16 protein-coding genes and 2 pseudogenes are annotated in these 21032 nt (G+C 67.5%); 9 read left to right on the top strand and 9 right to left on the bottom strand.

All coding sequences use genetic code 11. The features are described 5' to 3' along the window. The first annotated feature begins 87 nt into the window (after window positions 1-87). Entirely contained in the window at window positions 88-1596 is a 1509-nt protein-coding gene (locus tag AB3X98_RS08410) for a xylulokinase (protein ID WP_368607034.1), read from the top strand. A gap of 68 nt (window positions 1597-1664) precedes the next feature. On the opposite strand, the gene AB3X98_RS08405 is transcribed toward AB3X98_RS08410, so the two are convergent. The 3 genes from AB3X98_RS08405 to AB3X98_RS08395 are packed head-to-tail and all read right to left on the bottom strand — an operon-like array spanning window position 1665 to window position 4413. Beyond that, window positions 1665-2447: a metal ABC transporter permease gene (locus tag AB3X98_RS08405; RefSeq protein ID WP_368607033.1), complete on the bottom strand. Its 783-nt coding sequence runs from the start codon at window positions 2445-2447 to the stop codon at window positions 1665-1667. Further along, window positions 2440-3405 carry an ABC transporter ATP-binding protein gene (locus AB3X98_RS08400; RefSeq protein ID WP_342948459.1) on the bottom strand — a complete coding sequence of 322 codons (966 nt, stop codon included), beginning with the start codon at window positions 3403-3405 and terminating at the stop codon, window positions 2440-2442. The genes AB3X98_RS08405 and AB3X98_RS08400 overlap by 8 nt, the downstream gene beginning before the upstream one ends. 24 nt (window positions 3406-3429) lie before the next feature. Then, complete coding sequence (locus AB3X98_RS08395) at window positions 3430-4413, bottom strand: metal ABC transporter solute-binding protein (RefSeq protein ID WP_368607032.1); 984 nt, start codon at window positions 4411-4413, stop codon at window positions 3430-3432. Window positions 4414-4740: 327 nt separating this feature from the next. On the opposite strand from AB3X98_RS08395, the gene AB3X98_RS08390 reads away from it, so the two are divergent. The 6 genes and pseudogenes from AB3X98_RS08390 (at window position 4741) to AB3X98_RS08365 (ending at window position 10776) form a co-directional block, all read left to right on the top strand. Continuing rightward, window positions 4741-5544: an L-iditol 2-dehydrogenase gene (locus AB3X98_RS08390; RefSeq protein ID WP_368607031.1), complete on the top strand. Its 804-nt coding sequence runs from the start codon at window positions 4741-4743 to the stop codon at window positions 5542-5544. A gap of 83 nt (window positions 5545-5627) precedes the next feature. Beyond that, window positions 5628-6962 carry a sugar ABC transporter substrate-binding protein gene (locus tag AB3X98_RS08385; RefSeq protein WP_342948460.1) on the top strand — a complete coding sequence of 445 codons (1335 nt, stop codon included), beginning with the start codon at window positions 5628-5630 and terminating at the stop codon, window positions 6960-6962. Window positions 6963-7195: 233 nt separating this feature from the next. Further along, a pseudogene (locus tag AB3X98_RS08380) lies at window positions 7196-8053 on the top strand (carbohydrate ABC transporter permease); the annotation flags it as partial. After that, entirely contained in the window at window positions 8050-8919 is an 870-nt protein-coding gene (locus AB3X98_RS08375) for a carbohydrate ABC transporter permease (protein ID WP_069262826.1), read from the top strand. The pseudogene AB3X98_RS08380 and the gene AB3X98_RS08375, both read left to right, overlap by 4 nt. 11 nt (window positions 8920-8930) lie before the next feature. After that, a complete protein-coding gene (locus tag AB3X98_RS08370; RefSeq protein WP_368604078.1) occupies window positions 8931-9617 on the top strand; it encodes an HAD family hydrolase in 687 nt (228 codons plus the stop codon). Between the two features lie 49 nt (window positions 9618-9666). After that, window positions 9667-10776, top strand: coding sequence for a sn-glycerol-3-phosphate ABC transporter ATP-binding protein UgpC (locus AB3X98_RS08365; protein ID WP_342948463.1), 1110 nt, complete (start codon window positions 9667-9669; stop codon window positions 10774-10776). A gap of 114 nt (window positions 10777-10890) precedes the next feature. Here AB3X98_RS08365 and AB3X98_RS08360 read toward each other — a convergent pair whose 3' ends face one another. From AB3X98_RS08360 to mutL, 5 genes are all read right to left on the bottom strand, one after another. Beyond that, window positions 10891-11838 (bottom strand): sugar-binding transcriptional regulator, encoded by a 948-nt coding sequence (locus AB3X98_RS08360; protein ID WP_368604077.1) that lies wholly within the window; start codon window positions 11836-11838, stop codon window positions 10891-10893. Between the two features lie 43 nt (window positions 11839-11881). After that, window positions 11882-13363, bottom strand: a complete 1482-nt coding sequence (gene xylB, locus AB3X98_RS08355) for a xylulokinase (RefSeq protein ID WP_069262822.1) — start codon at window positions 13361-13363, stop codon at window positions 11882-11884. A 122-nt stretch (window positions 13364-13485) separates the two neighbouring features. After that, entirely contained in the window at window positions 13486-14892 is a 1407-nt protein-coding gene (dalD, locus tag AB3X98_RS08350) for a D-arabinitol 4-dehydrogenase (RefSeq protein ID WP_368604076.1), read from the bottom strand. Between the two features lie 239 nt (window positions 14893-15131). Continuing rightward, window positions 15132-16112, bottom strand: coding sequence for a tRNA (adenosine(37)-N6)-dimethylallyltransferase MiaA (gene miaA / locus AB3X98_RS08345; protein WP_368604075.1), 981 nt, complete (start codon window positions 16110-16112; stop codon window positions 15132-15134). Further along, entirely contained in the window at window positions 16109-18247 is a 2139-nt protein-coding gene (mutL, locus tag AB3X98_RS08340; protein WP_368604074.1) for a DNA mismatch repair endonuclease MutL, read from the bottom strand. The genes miaA and mutL overlap by 4 nt, the downstream gene beginning before the upstream one ends. Before the next feature lie 222 nt (window positions 18248-18469). On the opposite strand from mutL, the gene AB3X98_RS08335 reads away from it, so the two are divergent. Next, window positions 18470-19156, top strand: coding sequence for a DedA family protein (locus AB3X98_RS08335; RefSeq protein ID WP_069262819.1), 687 nt, complete (start codon window positions 18470-18472; stop codon window positions 19154-19156). Window positions 19157-19251: 95 nt separating this feature from the next. On the opposite strand, the gene AB3X98_RS08330 is transcribed toward AB3X98_RS08335, so the two are convergent. Beyond that, entirely contained in the window at window positions 19252-20067 is an 816-nt protein-coding gene (locus AB3X98_RS08330; protein ID WP_069262818.1) for a mechanosensitive ion channel family protein, read from the bottom strand. A 274-nt stretch (window positions 20068-20341) separates the two neighbouring features. Here AB3X98_RS08330 and AB3X98_RS08325 point away from each other — a divergent pair. After that, window positions 20342-20956: pseudogene (locus AB3X98_RS08325) on the top strand (ParB-like protein); the annotation flags it as partial. Window positions 20957-21032: the final 76 nt, after the last annotated feature.

The following is a 21032-nucleotide window of genomic DNA, read 5'->3' as shown; positions in this document are numbered from 1 at the left end:
TTGAATCCCCGCTCAACGCACATTCGGCGGCGTGCTCGCCGGTATGATCGTTCTTCCCGTCCTCACCCACCTCGCACATCGTTGCCCATGAGCCCATCGCAGACGCGTTTTCTCGGTATCGACCTCGGCACCGGTTCACTCAAGCTCGGCATCATCGATGGCGATGGCGTCGAGCGTGCCGCCGCGAGCGTGGCCTATGCGCTCGAAACACCGCAGCCCGGCTGGGCCGAGATCGCCGTGGATCGGTGGTGGGACGCGCTCGTCGTGGCCTGCGCGCGACTGCCGGAGAGCGAGCGCGCCGCGGTGCGTGGCATCGGCTTTTCCGGACAGATGCACGGCGTCGTGCTCACCGACGAAGCGGGCCGCGCGTTGCGCCCCGCGATGCTCTGGCCCGACACGCGCGCGCATGCGCTGCTCGATGCCTGGCCCGACGACCCCGAACATCCGCAGTCCAACCCCGTGGCCCCTGGCATGGCGGGGCCGCTGCTGCGCTGGGTTCTGCAGCACGAGCCGCAAGTCGCACAAGCCGCGCGCTGGGCGCTGCAGCCGAAAGACTGGCTGCGCGTGGCGCTCGGTGGCGCAGTCAAAGCCGATCCGTCGGATGCGTGCGCGACGGCGCTCGCCGCACCCGACGGCACGTGGGACTTCGCGCTGATCGAGCGCCTCGGACTGCCGGCGCGGTGGTTTGCGCCGCTGGCCGCGTCGCATGAAGCGAGCGGCGCGCTGAGCGCGCAAGCCGCGCAGGCGCTCGGGCTGCCCGCCGGCATCGTGCTCGCGACGGGCGCGGGCGACACGCCTTGCGCCGCGTTCGGCACCGGCCTGGCCGACGAAGGCGACGCGCTCCTCACGACGGGCACAGGCGGCCAGATCGTCGTGACCGCGCGCAGCGAGCCGCCCGCACGGCGCGGGCTGCATCGCTACCGCTCGGCGACGGGCGGCTGGTACACCATGGCCGCCATGCAGAACGTGGGCGTGGCGCTGGAAGCGGCACGCGGCTGGCTGGCCTACGACTGGGCTTCGGCTTACGCGGATGCGTTCGCCGTGCCGCCGTCGGCGACGCTCGCGTTCCTGCCTTACCTGAGCGGCGAGCGTTCGCCGTGGCTCGACCCCGCGGCGCGCGGCGGCTGGCTGGGCGCTGCGCTCGGCGACTCGCGCGGCACGCTCATGCGCGCGGCGTTCGAGGGCGTCGCGTTTGCGTTGCGTGCAGGCCTCGATGCCGTGCGCAGCACCCGTGAAGCCGCCGATGGAGACACGCGGGATGCGCGCAGTGTGCCGACGCTCAAGCTCGCGGGCGGCGGCTCGGTGGATGCGCGCTGGCGGCAGTTGCTCGCCGACACGCTCGACGCGGACCTCTACGCGATCGACTGCCCGAACGCAGCGGCGCGCGGCGCCGCGATGCTGGGCGGCCTCGCCTGTGGACACTGGCGCATGAGCGACCTCGCGGTGCTTGCGCCGGCCGCGACGCAAGTGGCGTCGCCGCGCGAAGACGCCGCGCTCGCGCAGCGCTATGCGCGCTTCATCGATCTATACGGCCGCGTTCGAACCTGGTTCGCACCGGCATCGGTCCGCGCGCCGGCGAGGTGCTCATCGAGGTGAAGCCGTAGAAGCAAAAAAGGCGTTGCCACCGCGAGGGGCAACGCCTTTTTCCTGGCGCATCCAGCGTCCTAGCGACGCCCGATCAGACTCGCGCCGTAGACGAGCGCGGCGAGCGCGGTGATCCAGAAGCTGGTGGGCCAGTCGGTGTAGAACGCGAGCGTCACGCCGAGCCACGCCTGCACGAGCGCGAGCAGCGCGGCGAGCACGAGGCCGGTGGACAGACGCGTGGTGAGATTCTGCGCGGCGGCGGCCGGACCGACCATCAGCGTAAAGACGAGCAGCACGCCGACGATCTGCGTGCACGCGGCCACCGCGAGCGCGGCGATGGCGAGGAACAGCATCGAGACCGCGCGCAGCGACACGCCCTTCGCTTCGGCGAGTTCGGGCTGCAGCGAGGCGAACAGCAGCGGCCGCATGATGGCGGCCAGCGCCGCCAGGCTCGCCGCGGCGAGGGCGGCCAGCACGCCGAGCGTCTCGCGATTCACGCCCAGCACGTTGCCGAACAGCAGCGCCGTGACCTGCGTGGCATACGACGTGAAGAAGTGCAGAAACAGCAGGCCGAAGCCGAGCGCGAGCGAAAGAATCACGCCGATCGCGACATCGCGACCCGCGAGCTTTTCGCCGAGCGCGCCCATTGAAACGCCGGCGGCGAGCGTGAAGCCCACCATGCCCCACATCGGCGAGACGCCGAGCAGCACGGCGCCCGTCGCGCCCGTGAAACCGACGTGCGAGAGCGCGTGGCCCGCGAAGGTCTGACCGCGCATCACGAGGAAATAGCCGACCACGCCGGCGAGCACCGCGACGATGCCCGACGCCGCGAAGGCGTTCACCATGAAATCGTATTCAAGCATCGTGCGTGTGGCCGTGTGTGTTGTCGTTGTTGTCGCCGTGGGCATGTCCGTGCGCGTGGCCATGGCCGCCGTGGTCGTGGCCATGGTCGTGCTCATGCTCGTGGTCGTGCTTTTCGACTTCCACGTCGCCCGACATCACGAAGATGCGGCCCTTCATGCGCATCACTTCGATCGGCGAGCCGTAGAGGCGCGAGAGCACGGGCGCGGTGATGACTTCATCCACGCTGCCGAGCGCGGCCACGCCGTTGCCGAGATAGAGCACGCGATCGAGCGCGTTGAGGAGCGGGTTGAGTTCGTGCGCGGAGAACAGCACCGCGATGCCGAGCTCGCGCTGCACGCGGCGCACGAGTTCGACCACGCCGCGCTGGTGGTTGGGGTCGAGGCTGATGAGCGGCTCGTCGAGCAGCAGCAGCTTCGGGTCGCCGAGCAGGCATTGCGCGAGCAGCAGGCGCTGGCGTTCGCCGCCCGAAAGCTCCGAAAGCGGGCGGTCCGCCAGTGCTGTCGCCCCCACGAGATCGAGCACGCGCGCGACGTCGGCGCGCGTGGCGGCGTCGGCGCGCGGCAGGCCCCAGCGGTGGCCGTCGGCGGCCATCGCCACGAAGTCGCGGCCCCGCACGCGGCGGCTCGCGAGCGCCGTGCGCGTTTGCGGCATGTAGCCGATTTTTGCGTTGCCGCGCGCGACCGGCTCGCCCAGCACGCGGATCGCGCCGTGCGAGGCCGGCACGAGGCCGAGAATCGCCCGCATGAGCGTGGTCTTGCCCGCGCCATTCGGGCCGAGCACGCCGATGAATTCGCCCTGGTTCACCGCGAAGTTCGCGTCGCGCAGGATCGTGCGCTCGCCGAGCGTCAGCGTCACGCCCGCTAGCGTGAGCACAGGCGTGGGCGCGCGGTGCGCGCCGTTATGCTGTGCGTTGCGCGATGAAGCGATATCGGTGGGCGAAGAGCCGGCCCCGGTCATGACATCTGTCCTTGCTGAATACGGTTAGTGTTGCCCTGCTGTTCCCGCTGCCAGCGCCTTGTCGAGCGCGTCGAGCTGCGCGAGCATCCATTGCTGGAAGGTCACGCCGGCCGGCTGCGTCTCGGTCACGCTCACGGACGGCACCTTCGACTGCTTCGCCAGCGCCAGCATGCGCCGCGTGAGCGCCTCGGTCGCCTGGCTGTTATAGATCAGCACGTGCACGCGGTGCTCGCGCAGGTCGCGCTCGAACGCGGCGATGTCCGAGGCGCTTGCCTCGGTGTCGTTCATCGCCGCGAGCTGGAAGCGCAGGTTGCGCATGTCGAGGCCGATCGCATCCGACATATAGCCGAACACCGGCTCCGTCGCCGTGACGGGCTGCCCCTGGTAGTGCGCGCGCAGCGCCGCGACCTTGGCGTCGACCGGCTGCAGCGAGGCGAGGAACGTTGCCAGGTTGGCATCGTACACGCTCTTGTGCGCGGGGTCCGCTGCGCCGAGCGCGGCGCTCACGGCGCGCGCCACGGCGGGCATCGTCTTCGGGTCGTACCAGAGGTGCGGATTGTCGCCCGCTTTCTTGCCGACGAGGTCCGCCGCGACGATCGTCGTGCGGTTGGCGCCGTTCTTGCCGGCGCCGGTGGCGCCGAGCAGCTTGGTCATCCACGGGTCGTAATCGGCGCCGTTGTACACCACTACGCGCGCATTCTGAAGCGCGCGCGCGGTCTTCGGGCTGGCCTCGAAGAGGTGCGGGTCCTGGTCGGGGTTGCTCAGGATGCTCGCCACGTCCACGTAATTACCGCCGATCTGCTTGACGACATCGCCATAGAAGTTCTCCGCCGCGACAACCGGAATCGTGGCGCTGACAGCCTGCGCCGCCAGGGCGGCGCTCGCGCCGCCGAACGCGCCGACCAGCGCGAGCGCGAGCCCGCCCGCGAGGCGCGCGAGCGTGACGCGACGGCGCGCGTCTGTGGTGGCAGCCCGGGGCGTGCAGTTGGCGCGGCTGAACGTGATCATGGTTCTATCCTTGTCTATAGGGAGCCTGAAAGCGGACGCGGTCGCGTCGGCGTCGCGAAGGCGAGATGATATAACGTATCACTTCGATTGGCGAGTCAGCTCGTCGTCCGGTCAGGGGGCCGGTTCTGCAGGCCGCAGCGAGTGGAGGCTTGCGCGTCGCACCATCGAAATCTCGGCCAATCGCGTTTGTTCGCCTTGACAGTCTCCAACTCGTATCCGATCATTCGATCAACGACAGAGCAAATGCTCACATGTCGGGCGATCGCTCAGCTGCTCCTCTGGAGCGTCTGCCGGGCGCGCCCCGCACGAACGAAATTGGAGACACCTGTGGCACACACCGCGACCCCGGCGGCCGGACGTTTGCAGGACAAGGTAGCCGTGCTGACTGGCGCGGCGAGCGGGATTGGCGAGGCGGTCGCGCAGCGTTATCTGGACGAAGGCGCGCGCTGCGTGCTAGTGGACGTGAAGCCCGCCGGGTCCGTCGCGCCAACGCTGGCCGCCGCGTACCCCGAGCGCGTGCTCGCGATCTCCGCCGACGTCACCCGCCGTGAGGACATCGATCGCATCGTGGAGAGCGCGGTCGAACGCTTCGGCCGCATCGACATCCTCTTCAACAACGCGGCGCTCTTCGACATGCGCCCGCTCCTCGACGAATCCTGGGACGTGTACGACCGTCTTTTCGCGGTGAACGTGAAGGGCATGTTCTTCCTCATGCAGGCCGTGGCGCGCCGCATGGTCGAGCAGGGCCAGGGCGGCAAGATCATCAACATGTCGTCGCAGGCGGGCCGCCGCGGCGAAGCGCTCGTCTCCCACTACTGCGCAACCAAGGCCGCCGTGCTGAGCTACACGCAGTCGGCGGCGCTGGCGCTCGCGCCCCATCGCATCAACGTGAACGGCATCGCGCCGGGCGTGGTCGACACGCCCATGTGGGAGCAGGTCGACGCGCTCTTCGCACGCTACGAGCATCGACCGCCCGGCGAGAAGAAGCGCCTCGTGGGCGAGGCCGTGCCGCTCGGGCGCATGGGCCTGCCCGAGGACCTCACGGGCGCCGCGCTCTTTCTCGCTTCCGCCGACGCCGATTACATCACCGCGCAGACCCTCAACGTCGACGGCGGAAACTGGATGAGCTGAATTTCCCGCAACCCTTGCCCAACGCATCACGACAGCAGCCCGGCTGCAGCAAGACATAACGCAACGAACAAGGAGACAACGTCATGAAGCCAGCAATGAAGACCGCCGCAAAGTGCATAAGTCGAGCGGCGAGCGTGGGTGCACTCGTCGCGGCGGCGAGCGCCGCGCACGCGCAGACCGTCACGATCGCGATGTTGAACAACCCGGACATGATCGAGCTGAAGAAGCTCTCGCCGGCCTTCGAAAAGGCCAATCCGGGCATCAAGCTGAACTGGGTGATTCTCGAAGAAAACGTGCTGCGCCAGCGTGCCACCACCGACATCACGACCAACAGCGGCCAGTTCGACGTGATGATGATCGGCACCTACGAGGCGCCGCAATGGGGCAAGCGCGGCTGGATCGTGCCGATGACGAACCTGCCCGCGAGCTACGACCTCGACGACGTGGTGAAGACCGCGCGCGATGGCCTCTCGTACAACGGCACGCTTTACGCGCTGCCGTTCTACGTCGAAAGCTCGATGACGTATTACCGCAAGGATCTGTTCGACAAGAAGGGCCTCAAGATGCCCGAGCAGCCGACCTATGACCAGATCAAGGACTTCGCCGACAAGCTCACCGACAAGTCCGCCGGCACCTACGGCATCTGCCTGCGCGGCAAGGCCGGCTGGGGCGAGAACATGGCGTATGTGACGACGGTCGCGAACACCTTCGGCGGCCGCTGGTTCGACGAAAAGTGGCAGGCGCAGCTCACTTCGCCAGAGTGGAAGAAGGCGGTGAACTTCTACGTCGACATGCTGAAGAAGGACGGCCCGCCGGGAGCCAGCTCGAACGGCTTCAACGAAAACCTCACGCTGATGTCGTCGGGCAAGTGCGCGATGTGGATCGACGCGACGGTGGCAGCCGGCATCCTCTACAACAAGCAGCAGTCGCAGGTGGCCGACAAGATCGGCTTCGCGGCCGCGCCGACTGAAGCCACGCCCAACGGCGCGCACTGGCTGTGGTCGTGGGCGCTCGCGGTGCCGAAGTCGTCGAAGTCGCAGGACGCCGCGAAGAAGTTCATCGAATGGGCCACCTCGAAAGAGTACGTCCAGATGGTCGCGCAGGACGAGGGCTGGGCTTCGGTGCCCTCGGGTACGCGCATTTCGACCTATCAGAATCCCGAGTACAAGAAGGCCGCGCCGTTCTCCGAGTTCGTGCTGAAGGCGATCCAGACCGCCGATCCGACGCATCCGACTGCGAAACCGGTGCCGTACACGGGTATCCAGTTCGTCGGGATTCCTGAGTTCCAGTCGTTCGGTACGGTCGTGGGCCAGAGCATTGCGGGCGCCGTGGCAGGGCAGATGAGCGTCGATCAGGCGCTGACTGCCGGTAACGCCGCTGCCAACCGTGCCGTGGCGCAAGCCGGGTATCAGAAGTAACTGCGGGAAGTCGGGCTGCGCCGTTCAGGCAGCCAGCGTAGTAGCGCGAGTGCGCGCGCCGGGCGACCCGGCGCGGCGCGCGCACTCGCGACAGCCGATGCCGCGCCGTGTTCCATAGAGGCGCGCAACCGAGAAGGGTGGTCCTCATGCGTCATCTCCATCTCCCCATGCCTATATTCAATCGAGCGCGCACGCCACAGAAACCGCAGCAGGTCGAATCGCGCCGCTCGGCCTCACGCTGGCTCGTGACGCCGTCCGTGGCGGTGCTGCTGCTGTGGATGACGATCCCGCTCGCGATGACGATCTGGTATTCGTTCACGCGATACAACCTGCTGAACCCCGATCTCAAGGGGTTCGCGGGCTTCGACAACTACAGGTTCCTTGCTACCGATCCCTCGTTCGTGCCGTCGATCGTGCACACCATCGAGCTGATCGTGGCGGTGCTCGTGATCACCGTGGTCGGCGGCGTGCTGATGGCGGTGCTGTTCGACCGCAAGTTCATCGGTCAGGGCGTGGCGCGCCTGTTCGCGATCGCGCCGTTCTTCGTGATGCCCACGGTGAGCGCGCTGATCTGGAAGAACATGATCCTGCATCCGGTGTACGGCCTCGTGGCCATCGCCATGCGCTCGATAGGCATGACGCCGATCGACTGGTTTGCCGTCTATCCGCTCACCGCGGTCATCATGATCGTGGCGTGGCAGTGGCTGCCGTTCGCGTTCCTCATTCTCTTCACGGCGATCCAGTCGCTCGACCAGGAGCAGAAGGAAGCCGCGAAGATCGACGGCGCAGGCCCGATCGCCTTGTTCTTCTACATCACGCTGCCGCACCTGCGCCGCGCGATTGCCGTCGTCGTGATGATGGAAACCATCTTCCTGCTGTCGATCTTCGCCGAGATCTACACGACCACGGGCGGCGGTCCCGGCAACGCGACCACCAACCTCACTTACCTGATCTACTCGATGGGCCTGCAGCAGTTCGACGTGGGCATCGCTTCGGCTGGCGGCATTCTCGCCGTCGTGCTGGCGAACATCGTGTCGTTCTTCCTCGTGCGCATGCTCGCGCGCAACCTCAAAGGGGAGTACGAAAAATGAGCCAGATTACCGCTACGCCCGCGCAATCGCCCGACGCGGTCAAGCATTCGTCGCCGATGCAGTTCATCGGGCGCGTGCTGCCGGGGCTGCTTGCCTGGCTGATCGCGATCGCGCTGTTCTTCCCGATCTTCTGGATGACGATCACGGCGTTCAAGACCGAGCAGCAGGCCTATATCCCGACGATCTTCTTCCTGCCCACGCTCGACAGCTTCAGAGAGGTGTTCGCGCGCAGCAACTACTTCGCATTCGCGTGGAATTCGGTGATGATTTCGGCCGGCGTGACGATCGTCTGCCTGATCCTTGCCGTGCCCGCGGCCTACGCGATGGCGTTCTTCCCGAACAAGCGCACGCAGGGAATTCTGCTATGGATGCTCTCCACCAAGATGATGCCTTCGGTGGGTGTGCTCGTGCCGATCTACCTGCTGTGGAAGAACTCGGGGCTCCTCGATACCGTGAGCGGGCTGGTGATCGTCTACACGCTCATCAATCTGCCGATCGCAGTGTGGATGGCGTACACGTACTTCAACGAGATTCCCAAAGACATTCTCGAAGCCGGACGCATGGACGGCGCGGCCACCTGGCAGGAAATCGTCTATCTGCTCATGCCGATGGCGGTGCCGGGGCTCGCATCTACCGCGCTGCTGTTGATCATTCTTTCGTGGAACGAAGCGTTCTGGAGCATCAACCTCTCCAGCTCGAACGCCGCGCCGCTGACGGTGTTCATCGCGTCGTACTCGAGCCCTGAGGGGCTGTTCTGGGCGAAGCTCTCCGCGGCGTCGCTGCTCGCGGTCGCGCCGGTGCTGATCGTCGGCTGGCTGTCGCAGAAGCAACTGGTGCGCGGCCTTACCTTCGGGGCGGTCAAGTAATGGCCAATGCGATGTCCAGTCAAGCCCTGATCTGCGATTGCGACGGCGTGCTGATCGACAGCGAAGCCGTAGCGGCCCGCGTGCTGGTGCGCGAACTCGAAGCGCGCTGGCCCGGCGTGGACGCGGCGCCCGTCGTCATGCCGCTGCTCGGCCAGCGCATCGAGCGCGTGCTGGGCGGCGCGGGCGAAGCGCTCGGGCGCAGCCTCACCGCCGCCGACGTCGATGCGATCCGCACCGTGGCCGAAGCCGAAGCGCGCGAAGCGCCGCTATTTCCGGGCGTCGTGGCGGCACTGGAAGCCGTGGCGCTCACCAAGGCCTGTGCGAGCAACAGCTACACGGCGGTGGTGCGCGAGGTGCTGGCGCGCAACGGACTCGATCGCTTCTTTGGCGCGCGCGTGTACTGCGCCGATATCGTCGCCCGGCCGAAGCCCGCGCCCGACGTCTATCTCGCGGCGGCGCAGGGCATGGATGTCGCGCCCGCCGCGTGCCTCGTGGTCGAGGACAGCGTGACGGGCGTGAGCGCGGCGCGCGCGGCCGGCATGACGGTGCTCGGCTTCGTGGGCGGCACGCACGTGGGCGGCGACGCGCACGCGCACGAGTTGCGCGAAGCGGGTGCAAGCGAAATCTTCGACGACATGACGACGCTGCCCGCGCGGGTGGCGTACTGGATGAACCAGGCGCAAACGCGTTCGAACTGAACCGGCTTAGGCAGGCTTAGGCAGACTCAAGCAGAAACGGAGACACATCATGGCAAGCGTGATCCTCAGAGACGTACTGAAGCGCTACGACGACAACGAAGTGCTGCGCGACGTGAACCTCGACATCGGCGACGGCGAGTTCGTCGTGTTCGTGGGCCCGAGCGGCTGTGGCAAGACCACGCTCATGCGCATGATCGCGGGGCTGGAGGACATCAGCGGCGGCGACCTGATGATCGACGGCACGCGCATGAACGACGTGCCGCCGGCCAAGCGCGGCATTGCGATGGTGTTCCAGTCGTACGCGCTGTATCCGCACATGACGCTGTACGACAACATGGCGTTCGGCCTGAAGCTCGCGGGCGCGAAGAAGCCCGAAATCGACGCGGCCGTGAAGAACGCCGCGAAGATCCTCCACATCGACCATCTGCTCGACCGCAAGCCCAAGCAGCTCTCGGGCGGCCAACGCCAGCGCGTGGCGATCGGGCGCGCGATCACGCGCAAGCCGAAGGTGTTCCTGTTCGACGAACCGCTCTCGAACCTCGACGCCGCGCTGCGCGTGAAGATGCGCCTCGAATTTGCGCGCCTGCACGACGAACTCAAGACGACGATGATCTACGTGACGCACGATCAGGTCGAAGCGATGACGCTCGCCGACAAGATCGTCGTGCTCTCGGCAGGCAATGTCGAACAGGTCGGAAGTCCGAACCGTCTATATCACGCGCCGGCGAACCGCTTCGTGGCGGGCTTCATCGGCTCGCCGAAAATGAATTTCCTCGACGGCACGGTGCAGCAGATCGGCAGCGACGGCATCGTCGTGCGCTACGAAACGGGCGATACGCAGAAGGTGGGCGTCGAGCCGGGCAAGGCGCGCGAGGGCGACAAGGTGACGGTGGGCATCCGCCCCGAGCATCTGCACATCATGACGGGCGCGGAGGGCGTGAGCGCGAAGGCGATGACGGTCGAGTCGCTCGGCGACGCCGCCTATCTGTACGCCGAATGCCCGGTCGCGCCCGATGGCCTGATCGCGCGCATTCCGCCGCTGGAGCGTCACGATCGCGGCGAGGCGTTCAAGGTGGGCTCGACGCCCGACCATTGCCATCTCTTCGACGCGAACGGCCAGGCGTTCGAGCGCCGCTTCGCGCAGCAACTGGCTGCGTGAATTCACTGGCTTGCCGGACGCACCGCCTCGGAGGAGGGTGAGACGGTGTCTTGTGTGGCGAGGTACCTGAGGTTGCCTTTGTTAGCCCGCTTCGTGCGGGCGCTTTTTTGGGGCTTAACGTTCGATCGCGGCGCGCGCGCACAGCTCGTCGGTGACGAGCCCGGAGAGCCAGCCGCCGTTGAGCGCCGCGATCACCGCTTCGCGCTTGCGCGCGCCGCCGGCGAAGCCGATGGTCGGGCGGCGCGGCGGCGAATCGAGGTACACGCTCGTCACGCGGCGGCCCGTGGGCGAATCGACGCGCTTGCCGGCGGCGTCGATCGGCAGCCCGAGCATTTCGGCCACGGCGCCCTGGCCCATCAGTTCGCGCACTTCGTCGGAGGTGATGAAGCCGTCCTCATGCAGCGGGCAATGCTCGCCGATGTTGCCGATGCCGACGAACGCGACATCGGCCTCGCCCGACAGCGACTCGACGATGCGATAGAGCCGGTGATTGCACCATTGCGCGCGCTCGGCCTCGCTATCCGCGATGAGCGGCGCGGGCAGCAGAAAGTGCTTGCCGCCCGTCTTCTCGGAGATATGCAGCGCGACGTCGTAGCGGTTCGACGAACCGTCCTGGGCGATCGCGCCCACCATCGATACCAGCCGATGCTGCGGCCGCTCCAGCTGCGCGATCTGATCGACGGCGGCCTTGAGCGTTCGACCGCTGCTCACGGCCACCACCATCGGCCGCTCTTCGCCCAGATAGCGCTCCATCACCTGCGCCCCTGCCACGGCGAGCTTGCGGTCGATTTCCTCGGGCGTGTCGTTGTCCACGGGCACCACTTCGCAAACCGAAAGGCCGTAGCGCTTCGAAAGCGCGTCGGCGAGCGCGAGGCAGTCGGCGAGACGATGATCGACGCGCACGCGAATGAGGTTCTTCTCGACCGCGAACGCGACGAGGCGCTGCGCGACCGGGCGCGACACCTGCAGCTTCTCGGCGATTTCGTTCTGGGTGTTGCCGGCCACGTAGTAGAGCCAGGCGGCGCGGGTCGCGAGATCGAGTTTTTCGGTGGACTTGGGCACGATGGGGGTCGGGGGGATGCGGGGCCGAAGTGTACTGCACGCGTTACGCGAGGCGTTCGCGCGAGGGCTCGAAGAGCGGGCGCACGTGGCGGTACAGCGCGCGGTAGGCAGTGAGCCGCTCGCGCAGCGCCGCGTGGCGCGCCGCATTCGGCGCGTACTCGGCCACCACGGGCGGCTTGGTCAGCACTTCACGCGCGTTGCCGCCTGCCGCGAGCCAGCCAAGGCGGGCCGCTCCGAGCGCCGCGCCCGTCTCGCCGCCGCCGTGCTGGCGCGTGGGCGTGTCGAATGCGTCTGCAACCAGTTGCGCCCAGTAGCCGCTGCGCGCGCCGCCGCCCAGCATCGACAGCGCGCCCACTTCGGTGCCCGCGGCCGCGAGCGCGTCGAGGCCGTCGGTGAGCGCGAGCGTCACGCCTTCGAGCACGGCGTAGCCGAGCAGTGCGCGGTCGGTCGCGTGCGTCATGCCGAAGAACACGCCCTGCGCATACGGGTCGTTGTGCGGCGTGCGCTCGCCCGAGAGATACGGCAGGAAGAGCGGGGCTTCGGCGAGGGTTGGCGCGTTGAGCTGCTCGACTTCGGCGAGCAGCGTGGGCTCGTTCGTGCCCGTGAGCTTGCAGACCCAGCGCAGGCAGCTCGCCGCCGAAAGCACGACGCTCATCTGGTGCCAGCGGTCCGGAATCGCGTGGCAGAACGCGTGCACGGCAGAAGCGGGATTTGGCCGGAAGCGGTCGCCCACCACGCAAAGCACGCCAGAGGTGCCGAGCGAGACGAAGCCGTCGCCGGGCTGCGTGGCGCCAATGCCGATGGCGCTCGTCGCGTTGTCGCCGCCGCCCGCTGCCACGACCACGTCCTCGCGCAGACCGAACTCGCGTGCGAGCGCAGGCAGCAGCGTGCCGGAGGGCGCGCTGCCTTCGGCGAGCGCGGGCATTTGCGCGCGCGTCATGTTGCAGGCGTCGAGCAGCGCATCGGACCAGTCGCGTTTGGCCACGTCGAGCCAGAGCGTGCCCGCGGCATCCGAAGGATCGGAGACCTTGCCGCCGGTGAGCTGCAGGCGCAGATAGTCCTTCGGCAGCAGCACACAGGCCGTCTCGCGAAAGATCTGCGGCTCGTGGCGCGCGACCCACAGCAGCTTGGGCGCGGTGAAGCCCGGCATGGCGAGATTGCCCGCAATGCGATGCAGCTGCGGCGCACGTGCGGTGAGTTCGGCGCATTCGTCCACCGCGCGCATATCGTTCCAGAGGATCGCGGGGCGCAATACGTTGTCGTGCGCGTCTAGCAGCACCGCGCCGTGCATCTGGCCGGAGAGGCCAATGCCGCGCACCTGCGCGAATTCGTGAGGATGCGCCTCGCGCAGCGCGGCGAGCGCGCGGCGCGTGCCGTCCCACCAGTCGGCGGGATTCTGCTCCGACCAGCGCGGGTGAGGGCGCGAGACGACGAAGGGCGTGCCGGCAGTGCCGATCACGCGGCCGTCGGGCGCGAGCAGCAGGACTTTCACTTCGGAGGTGCCGAGGTCGATGCCGAGATACATAGGCGCGCTGAAGTCGTGAAGAGAGTTGCGCTACTTTAGCCTCGCGCCGGGCGCGACGCCATGCGCGCCGACCCGGAGGGCGCGCGTGGCGCAGGTGTTGCGGATTGCGCTGCGATCTTTTTTCAAACGCTGCAGCCGCGAGAGGCGAGCCACTGGTCCACGCGCGCGAGCGCGCCGCGCACCGCGCCGCCCAGAGTCGGGTTGCCGGCGAGGCCGCCCCACAGCAGCTTGTCGCCGAGAAACGTCGAGACGGGGTCGCCGGTTTCGAACATGCGGTGCACGGCCGCTTCGTCCATCACGCCGTCCTGGTAGCGGTAGGGCAGCGTGCCCTTGTGCCAGCGTTCCAGAAAGCGCAGGAAGAGCGCGGGCAGCATGGCCGTGGCGGCGGGCGTCGCGCCCGCGGCGATGCGTTGCGCGAGCGTGGGCGCGATGAAGCCCGGGAGCTTCGAGTAGCCGTCGGCGGCCACGCGCTGGTTCGTGTCCTGGATGTACGGATTGCTGAAGCGTTCGAGCACGACGTCGCGATACTTCGCGAGATCGAGCGGGCTGGGCGTGAGGCAGGGAATCACGTCTTCGCTCACGTACTCGCGCGCGAAGGTACGGATGTCGGCGTCGTGGGTGCCTTCGTGGATGAAGTCGAGCGCGATGAGCGTGCCCGCCCACGCAATGCAGCTGTGCGTGGCATTGAGGATGCGGATCTTCGCTTCCTCGTAGGGCATCACCGATTCGACCAATTCCGCGCCAGCGCGCTCCCAGGCGGGCCGCCCCGCGCAGAAGTGATCCTCGATCACCCACTGGATGAACGCTTCGCCCATCACCGGACAGGCGTCGTCCACGCCGGTCGCCGCTTTTACGCGCTCGCGCACGTCGGGCGTGGGGCGCGGCGTGATGCGGTCGACCATGGAGTCGGGGCACGCCGTGTTGGCATCGAACCAGTCGCGCAGATCCGTTGCACCGCGCAGCGCGAGGAATTCGCGCATGCCCGCGTGAAAGCGCTTGCCGTTGCTGCGCAGGTTGTCGCAGGTCTGCAGCGTGACGGGGCCGCCGTCACGTGCCATGCGCGCTTCGAGGATCGCGGCGAGCGCGCCGTAAATCGTCGTGCGGTCGCCCTTGAGGTCGGCGGCGAGGTCGGGGTTCGCGGTGTCGAGGCGGTCGTGCTCGTCGAGGTAATAGCCGCCTTCGGTCACCGTAAACGCGATGATCCTGCAGTTCGCGTCGGCGCCTGCATCGATCAGGCTCGCAAGATCGGCCGACCACGGCAGCACGCGCGTAATCGAGCGGATCGTCTCGTAGGCGCGCTCGCCCTGCGGCGTGACTGTTTCGAGCGTGTAGACGCCGTTTTGCGCGGCCAGCGCGTCCATCACGGCGTTCATGTCGGAGCGGATGTTGCCGACGGTGAGCGACCATGCGGCCTCGTCGGGCTTGCGCGCGAGGTTCACGCGATGCAGGTACCACGCCTGATGCGCCCGGTGAAACGACCCGGCGCCGATGTGCAGGATCACGTTCGCATTGCTGCGTTCGGTGTTCATTCGGTGTCTCCTTACTCAAAGCGGCCGATCGGCTCAAGCCTGAGCAATTGCTCTAGTGATGAACGAATGATCGTATCCGGTCGGTCGAAAGTCAAGCGGGCGAGGGCGGTTTTCGGTAGCGCGCTGCGGCGGGCGATGGCGCGCGGGCAACGCACGCACGTGCGCCGCCTGCGGACGGAACGGGGATGTTGTGGCGCACAAAGCGCCCGGGAGCCGAAGCGGGGAAAGGGGACGCGGCTTCAGCCGCCGATCTGCGCTACGGCCGCGACGGCCTGATCGGTCGCATCCTGCGCGCAGCAATCTACGACGATGCGCTCCGGCATGGCGCGCAGCCACGTGAGTTGACGCTTGCAGAGCTGGCGGGTGGCAAAGACGCCCTTGTCGCGCATGGTGTCATAGTCGACTTCGCCATCGAGGTATTCCCAAACCTGGCGATAACCCACGCAGCGCATGGATGGCAGGTTGGGGTTCAGGTCCCCGCGCGCACGCAGCGCCTTCACCTCGTCGATGAGACCGCCGGCGAGCATCGCATCGAAGCGCGCTTCGATACGCGCGTGCAGCACGCTGCGATCGGACGGTTCGAGCGCGACGGGCACGAAGCGGTAGCGCGCGGCTTCATCTTCGCGCGTGGACGGCGTGGCGAGCAGCACCGACATCGGCTGCCCGCTCAGCATGAAGATTTCGAGCGCGCGCTGGATGCGCTGCGAGTCGTTCGGGGCGAGGCGTGCAGCCGTGGCCGGATCGACCCGCGCGAGGCGGGCATGCATGGCGGGCCAGCCGTCGCGCGCGGCTTCGGCGTCGAGTTGCGCGCGCACGGCCGGATCGGCCGAGGGCAGGTCGTTCAGGCCTTGGGTGAGCGCCTTGTAGTAGAGCATCGTCCCGCCCACGAGCAGCGGCACGTTCCCGCGCGCAACGATTTCGCCCGTCACGCGCAGCGCGTCGGCACGAAAGTCGGCGGCGGAATAGGCATCCAGCGGATCGACGATATCGATCAGATGATGCGCGGCGGCCGCACGCTCCGCGGCGTTCGGCTTCGCCGTGCCGATGTCCATCTCGCGGTACACGAGCGCCGAATCGACGCTCACGATTTCCACCGTGCGCCCGCGCGCCGCCGACTGCGCCGCATACGCGAGCGCGGCCGCCGTCTTGCCCGAGGCCGTGGGGCCGAGCAGACACGCGACGGGCAGCGCTGCGCCTTCCTGTTTGGTGGACTGCGTCATTGACCGCGCATGAAGAGCCGATCGAGATCGGCGAGCGTGAGCTGATACCAGGTCGGCCGGCCGTGATTGCACTGGTCGGCGCGCTCGGTGGCTTCCATCTGGCGCAGGAGCGCGTTCATTTCGTCGAGCGTGAGACGCCGGTTCGCGCGCACCGCGTGATGGCAGGCGAGCGTGCCGAGCATCTCGTGCTGGCGCTCGGTGAGCACGCGCGAGCCGCCGTACTCGTGCAGGTCTGTGAGCACGGCGCGCGCGAGCGCCTGGAGATCGGCGTCCTTGAGGAGCGCGGGCACCGCGCGGATCGCAATCGAGGTCGGCGAAAGGACGGCGAGATCGAAGCCCAGCGCTTCGAGCGTGGCCTTTTCTTCCTCGACGGTGCCGGTTTCGACGGGATCGGCCGTCATCGAGATCGGGATCAGCAAGGGCTGCACGGCGAGCGAGCGTTCGGCGAGGGCCTGCTTGAACTGCTCGTACAGGATGCGTTCGTGCGCGGCGTGCATGTCGACGATCACGAGGCCGCGCGCGTTCTGCGCGAGCACGTAGATGCCGTGAACCTGGCCGAGCGCGAAACCGAGCGGGTGGTCCTCGCCGGCTTCGAAGGCGGCGTGCGGCGCGCCGGTGGCGAATGCATCCACTGCGCCGTCTTGCGCCTGCAGCACGGTCGAACCTTGCGCCGTGCCGGCGCCGACATCTTTGCGGCCGAACAACGCGTCATATAGCGCGAGCGGCTGCGCGACAGGCAGGCTGCCTTGCGTCATGCGCGACTGGCGCAGCCAGGTGTTGCCGCTGCTCGCGCCTGCACCGCCGCCGCCTGGCTGACCGAAGCCCGACGCGCGCGAAGGCAGGCCACTCCCGCCGCCGCCGAAGCTGCTCGCCACGCTCGCGGTGCCGAACTTGCCGTCCGCGCCGAAGCCGGGCGCTGCGCCTGCGCGCGCGGAGTCGGCCGCGCCCGAAGCCAGCCCGACCGAGGCGCCCAGCACCCCGGCCCCCGGCAACGCCCGCGGCTCGATGAGCGCCGCGGCATGGCCGCCCGAGGTCGTCTCGGGCGAGGCGCCCGCGTGGCGCGCTAGCGCGCGCTGCACGGCATGGAACACGAACTGGTGAATCGAGCGCGAATCGCGGAAACGCACTTCGATCTTCGAGGGATGCACGTTCACGTCGACGGCTTCGGGCGGCAGGTCGAGGAACAGCACGTACGACGGGTAGCGTTCGCCGTGCAGCACGTCCTCATACGCCGAGCGCACCGCGTGCGTGAGCAGCTTGTCGCGCACGAAGCGGCCGTTCACGAAGAAGTACTGCTGGTCGGCGCGGTTGCGGCTCGCCGTCGGCAGCCCTGCACAACCGTAGACGGCGAGCGGCCCGGCGCGCTCGTCGAGCGGAAGATGCGCCGTGGCGAACACTTCGCCGAGGATCTTCGAGACGCGCGTGGCCGGATCGCTCGCGTTCCAGTGCTCCACCGCGCGGCCGTTGTGCAGCACCGAGATCGCGACGTCCGGGCGTGCGAGCGCGCTGCGGCGGATCATCTCGAGGCAATGGCCCAGTTCGGTCTGCTCGCTCTTCAGGAACTTGCGGCGCGCGGGCGTGTTGAAGTACAGCTCGCGCACTTCGATGGTCGTTCCCTGGCCGCCCGCAGCCGGCGAGATCGCGCCGGTGTGCCCGTCGATCTTCACGGCGTGCTGCGCGTCGGCGCTGCGGCTCGTGATCGACATCTCGGCGACCGAGGCGATCGACGCCAGCGCTTCGCCCCGGAACCCGAGCGTCGCGACGCTCTCCAGTTCGGCGAGCGAGCGGATCTTGCTCGTGGCGTGCCGCATGAGCGCGAGCGGGAGTTCGGCTTCGGGGATGCCGCAGCCGTCGTCGGCGATGGAGATGCGCTTGACGCCGCCCTCGTCGAGCAGGATGCGCAGCGTGCTCGCGCCCGCGTCGAGCGCGTTTTCGAGCAGTTCCTTGACGACGGAGGCAGGCCGCTCGACCACTTCACCCGCGGCGATCTGGCTGATGAGCTGGTCGGGCAACGCCTGGATCGCGCGCGCGGGCTGCGCGGCACGCGACGCGACTGCGGCGCCGGTCGTGGCGCCAGTGTCGGCGGCGCTGGCGGAATCCGGCACGGCGCCGGTGGGTTCGGAGTTCGAAGACATGCGCGCAATTATAGCGAGTCGGCGCTAGCCGACCCGACGCGCTTCAGCGCCCGCGAAACCTCATGTAGCAGCGCTTTGTGCGCAAATTCACCGAAATTGACGGGAAATTTTCGTGGCGCACGGGCACTTTCGGTATCATGGCGCGATCAATTTGGCTACTCGCGCAACGCAGGGCGAATGCGCTTTTTCAGGCGCGCGGCCCACGATCAATAAGGGACACTTTTGGATACGCTTCTGCAGTTCGTCAATCTTGTCTTGCACATCGACAAGTTTCTCGGTGTCTTCATCCAGCAATACGGCGGCTGGGTCTACGCGGTGCTGTTCCTGATCGTGTTCTGCGAAACCGGCCTCGTGGTGCTGCCGTTCCTGCCCGGCGACTCGCTGCTGTTCATCGGCGGTGCGTTTGCCGCGACGCATGAGATGAATCTCGGCGTGCTGATCGTGCTGCTGCTCGTGGCTGCGGTCCTCGGCAATACGGTGAACTTTCTGATTGGGCGCGCCATCGGGCCGAAGGTGTTCAATACGCACATTCCTGTGCTCGAACGCTTCCTCGACCGCGCCGCGCTGCAGAAAACCCACGAATTCTACGAACGCCACGGCGGCAAGACCATCGTGCTCGCGCGCTTCATTCCTGTCGTGCGGACGTTCGCGCCGTTCGTGGCGGGCGTCTCGCAAATGCCTATGCGACGCTTTCAGTTTTTCACGGTCACGGGGGCGCTGTCCTGGGTGTTGCTGCTCGTGCTGCTCGGCTACTTCTTCGGCAACATTCCGTTCATTCGCCAGTACCTCAACGTGATCGTGCTCGTCGGCATCGGCGCGGCGATCGTGCCGATCCTGATCGGCGGCGTGTGGAAGATGCTGCGCAAGGACTCGCGCGGCGGCGCGGTGCGCAAGCCCAACGGCGGTTGAGCGTCCGGCGCCTTCGGGCCGCAACGCAAGGAAAAACGGCATCGCCTGCGAAGGCGATGCCGTTTTGCTTTAGCGCTCGCGTCGAACGCGGCGCGCTAGGTGCCCACGCGGCGAATGATCGAGGGCGTTTCGGGCGTCGGGTAGCCCGCGTCCTTGAAGGTCTCGACAATCGTGCGGTTGGTGTCGAAATACACCTGCCAGTAGGAGTCGTTGCTGGTGTAGGGACGTACAGCCAGCAGCGGGCCTTCGGGCGTGAACGAGAGAATCTCGACGTTGGGCGGCGGCTCCTGCGAAACGTTCGGAATTTTGGCGATGGCCGTGCGCAGACGGCTGGCGGCATCGACGGGATCGACGCCGTTGGCGATCTTCGCGGTCAGCTCTACGCGGCGCACGGGCGTCGCGCTGTAGTTCGAGATGGTGTCCGAGAAGATCTTGTTGTTGCCGACGATGTTGACCACGTTGTCCGGCGAGATGATGGTCGTGCCGAAGATGCCGAGTTCCTTCACGGTGCCCGTCACGCCCCCGGCCGTCACGAAGTCGCCCACCTTGAACGGGCGCAGCACCTGCATGAACACGCCTGCCGCGAAATGCGCGAGCAGCCCGCCCCACGCCGTACCGATGGCGAGGCCGAGACCGGCGAGGAGCGCCGCGAACGAGGTGGTCTGCACGCCGAACACCTGCAGGATCGCGAGGACCAGGAGCAGGTTCAACACGGCGGCGAGGATCGAACTGAGGTAATGCGCGAGCGTGGGATCGACGCGCTCGTTGCGCGCGAGCACCTTGCGCAGCACACCGGCGACGAGGTTGATGGCCCAGCGTCCGATGATCCACAGGACGATCGCCGCCACGACCTTGGTCCCGAAGTCGATGCCCCGGGTCATGATGAATACGCGGATGGTTTCGAGATCCAAAATGCCCTCGCTTGTGTCGTTGGTTGAGCCTGGAAGACGTGCAACTGACAGCGGCGGGAGCATGACGGGCGCGGTGGTGCGCGCCGTCTGTCCCTTGGCGCATTTATAGGCGAAGCGGCGAAAGCGTGCATCCAGCGTGCCCGCCCGTCTCAGGGTTGACCCTGCGCACGGGGCGCGCGGCGTTCGTTCGATTGAACCGGCGTGCATGGCCGTTCGGCTGTATCGTTGCGCGATCGACCCCGACACGAACCGACACTAAAACAGGAGGCCCGCCATGAACCTGCCGAACACCGATCTCCATCTCATCACCGTGAAGCTCGACGAGTTGCGTCCCACGCAGATCACAGTGGGCTTTCGGGAGGTGAACGCCAAGCGCGCGCACTGGCAGACGCTCGACAAGAAGGGGCGCGCGGCGGCCATCGACTCGCACTGGTTTCCCGCCGTGCTGGGGCCGAAGTCGCGCTACTACGTGGTCGATCATCACCACCTTGGCCGCGCGTGGCTCGAAGAGTCAGTGCAGAGCGTGCGGGTGACGGTGCTCAAGGATCTCTCATGGCTCGAGCCCACCATCTTCTGGCGCATGATGGAGCACGACCAGTGGGTGCATCCGTTCGATGCCGCGGGCGAGCGCTGCGAATTCGACCAGTTGCCGAAGCAGCTTCTCGGCCTTGCCGACGATCCGTATCGCAGCCTCGCGGGCGAGTTGCGCACGTCGGGCGGCTACGCGAAGGACACGACGCCGTTCAGCGAATTCCTGTGGGCCGACTATCTGCGCCGTAAGGTATCCGAAACGCGCCTGCGCAAGGACTTCGACGCTGCGCTCGCCGAGGCGCTATCGCACGCGCACGATGCCGACGCGCGTTATTTGCCGGGCTGGTCGGGCGTGGTGCCACCCGCGGCGGCGGCGCCAGCGCCAGCGGCTGCGCCGGCCAAGGCGGCCAAGGCGGCCAAGGCGGCCAAGGCGG

This window comes from Paraburkholderia sp. BR14312, assembly GCF_040948675.1.
Taxonomy (GTDB): domain Bacteria; phylum Pseudomonadota; class Gammaproteobacteria; order Burkholderiales; family Burkholderiaceae; genus Paraburkholderia; species Paraburkholderia nodosa_A.
The sequence above is the reverse complement of the archived record's forward strand: the minus strand, read 5'-3'. Positions and strand labels throughout refer to the sequence as shown.

Excerpts from the sequence above, each read along its gene's own strand:
- AB3X98_RS08410 (WP_368607034.1), top strand. The coding sequence starts at position 88 with ATGAGCCCATCGCAGACGCGTTTTCTCGGTATCGACCTCGGCACCGGT.
- AB3X98_RS08405 (WP_368607033.1), bottom strand. The coding sequence starts at position 2,447 with ATGCTTGAATACGATTTCATGGTGAACGCCTTCGCGGCGTCGGGCATC.
- AB3X98_RS08400 (WP_342948459.1), bottom strand. The coding sequence starts at position 3,405 with ATGACCGGGGCCGGCTCTTCGCCCACCGATATCGCTTCATCGCGCAAC.
- AB3X98_RS08395 (WP_368607032.1), bottom strand. The coding sequence starts at position 4,413 with ATGATCACGTTCAGCCGCGCCAACTGCACGCCCCGGGCTGCCACCACA.
- AB3X98_RS08385 (WP_342948460.1), top strand. The coding sequence starts at position 5,628 with ATGAAGCCAGCAATGAAGACCGCCGCAAAGTGCATAAGTCGAGCGGCG.
- AB3X98_RS08375 (WP_069262826.1), top strand. The coding sequence starts at position 8,050 with ATGAGCCAGATTACCGCTACGCCCGCGCAATCGCCCGACGCGGTCAAG.
- AB3X98_RS08370 (WP_368604078.1), top strand. The coding sequence starts at position 8,931 with ATGTCCAGTCAAGCCCTGATCTGCGATTGCGACGGCGTGCTGATCGAC.
- AB3X98_RS08365 (WP_342948463.1), top strand. The coding sequence starts at position 9,667 with ATGGCAAGCGTGATCCTCAGAGACGTACTGAAGCGCTACGACGACAAC.
- xylB (WP_069262822.1), bottom strand. The coding sequence starts at position 13,363 with ATGTATCTCGGCATCGACCTCGGCACCTCCGAAGTGAAAGTCCTGCTG.
- dalD (WP_368604076.1), bottom strand. The coding sequence starts at position 14,892 with ATGAACACCGAACGCAGCAATGCGAACGTGATCCTGCACATCGGCGCC.
- miaA (WP_368604075.1), bottom strand. The coding sequence starts at position 16,112 with ATGACGCAGTCCACCAAACAGGAAGGCGCAGCGCTGCCCGTCGCGTGT.
- mutL (WP_368604074.1), bottom strand. The coding sequence starts at position 18,247 with ATGTCTTCGAACTCCGAACCCACCGGCGCCGTGCCGGATTCCGCCAGC.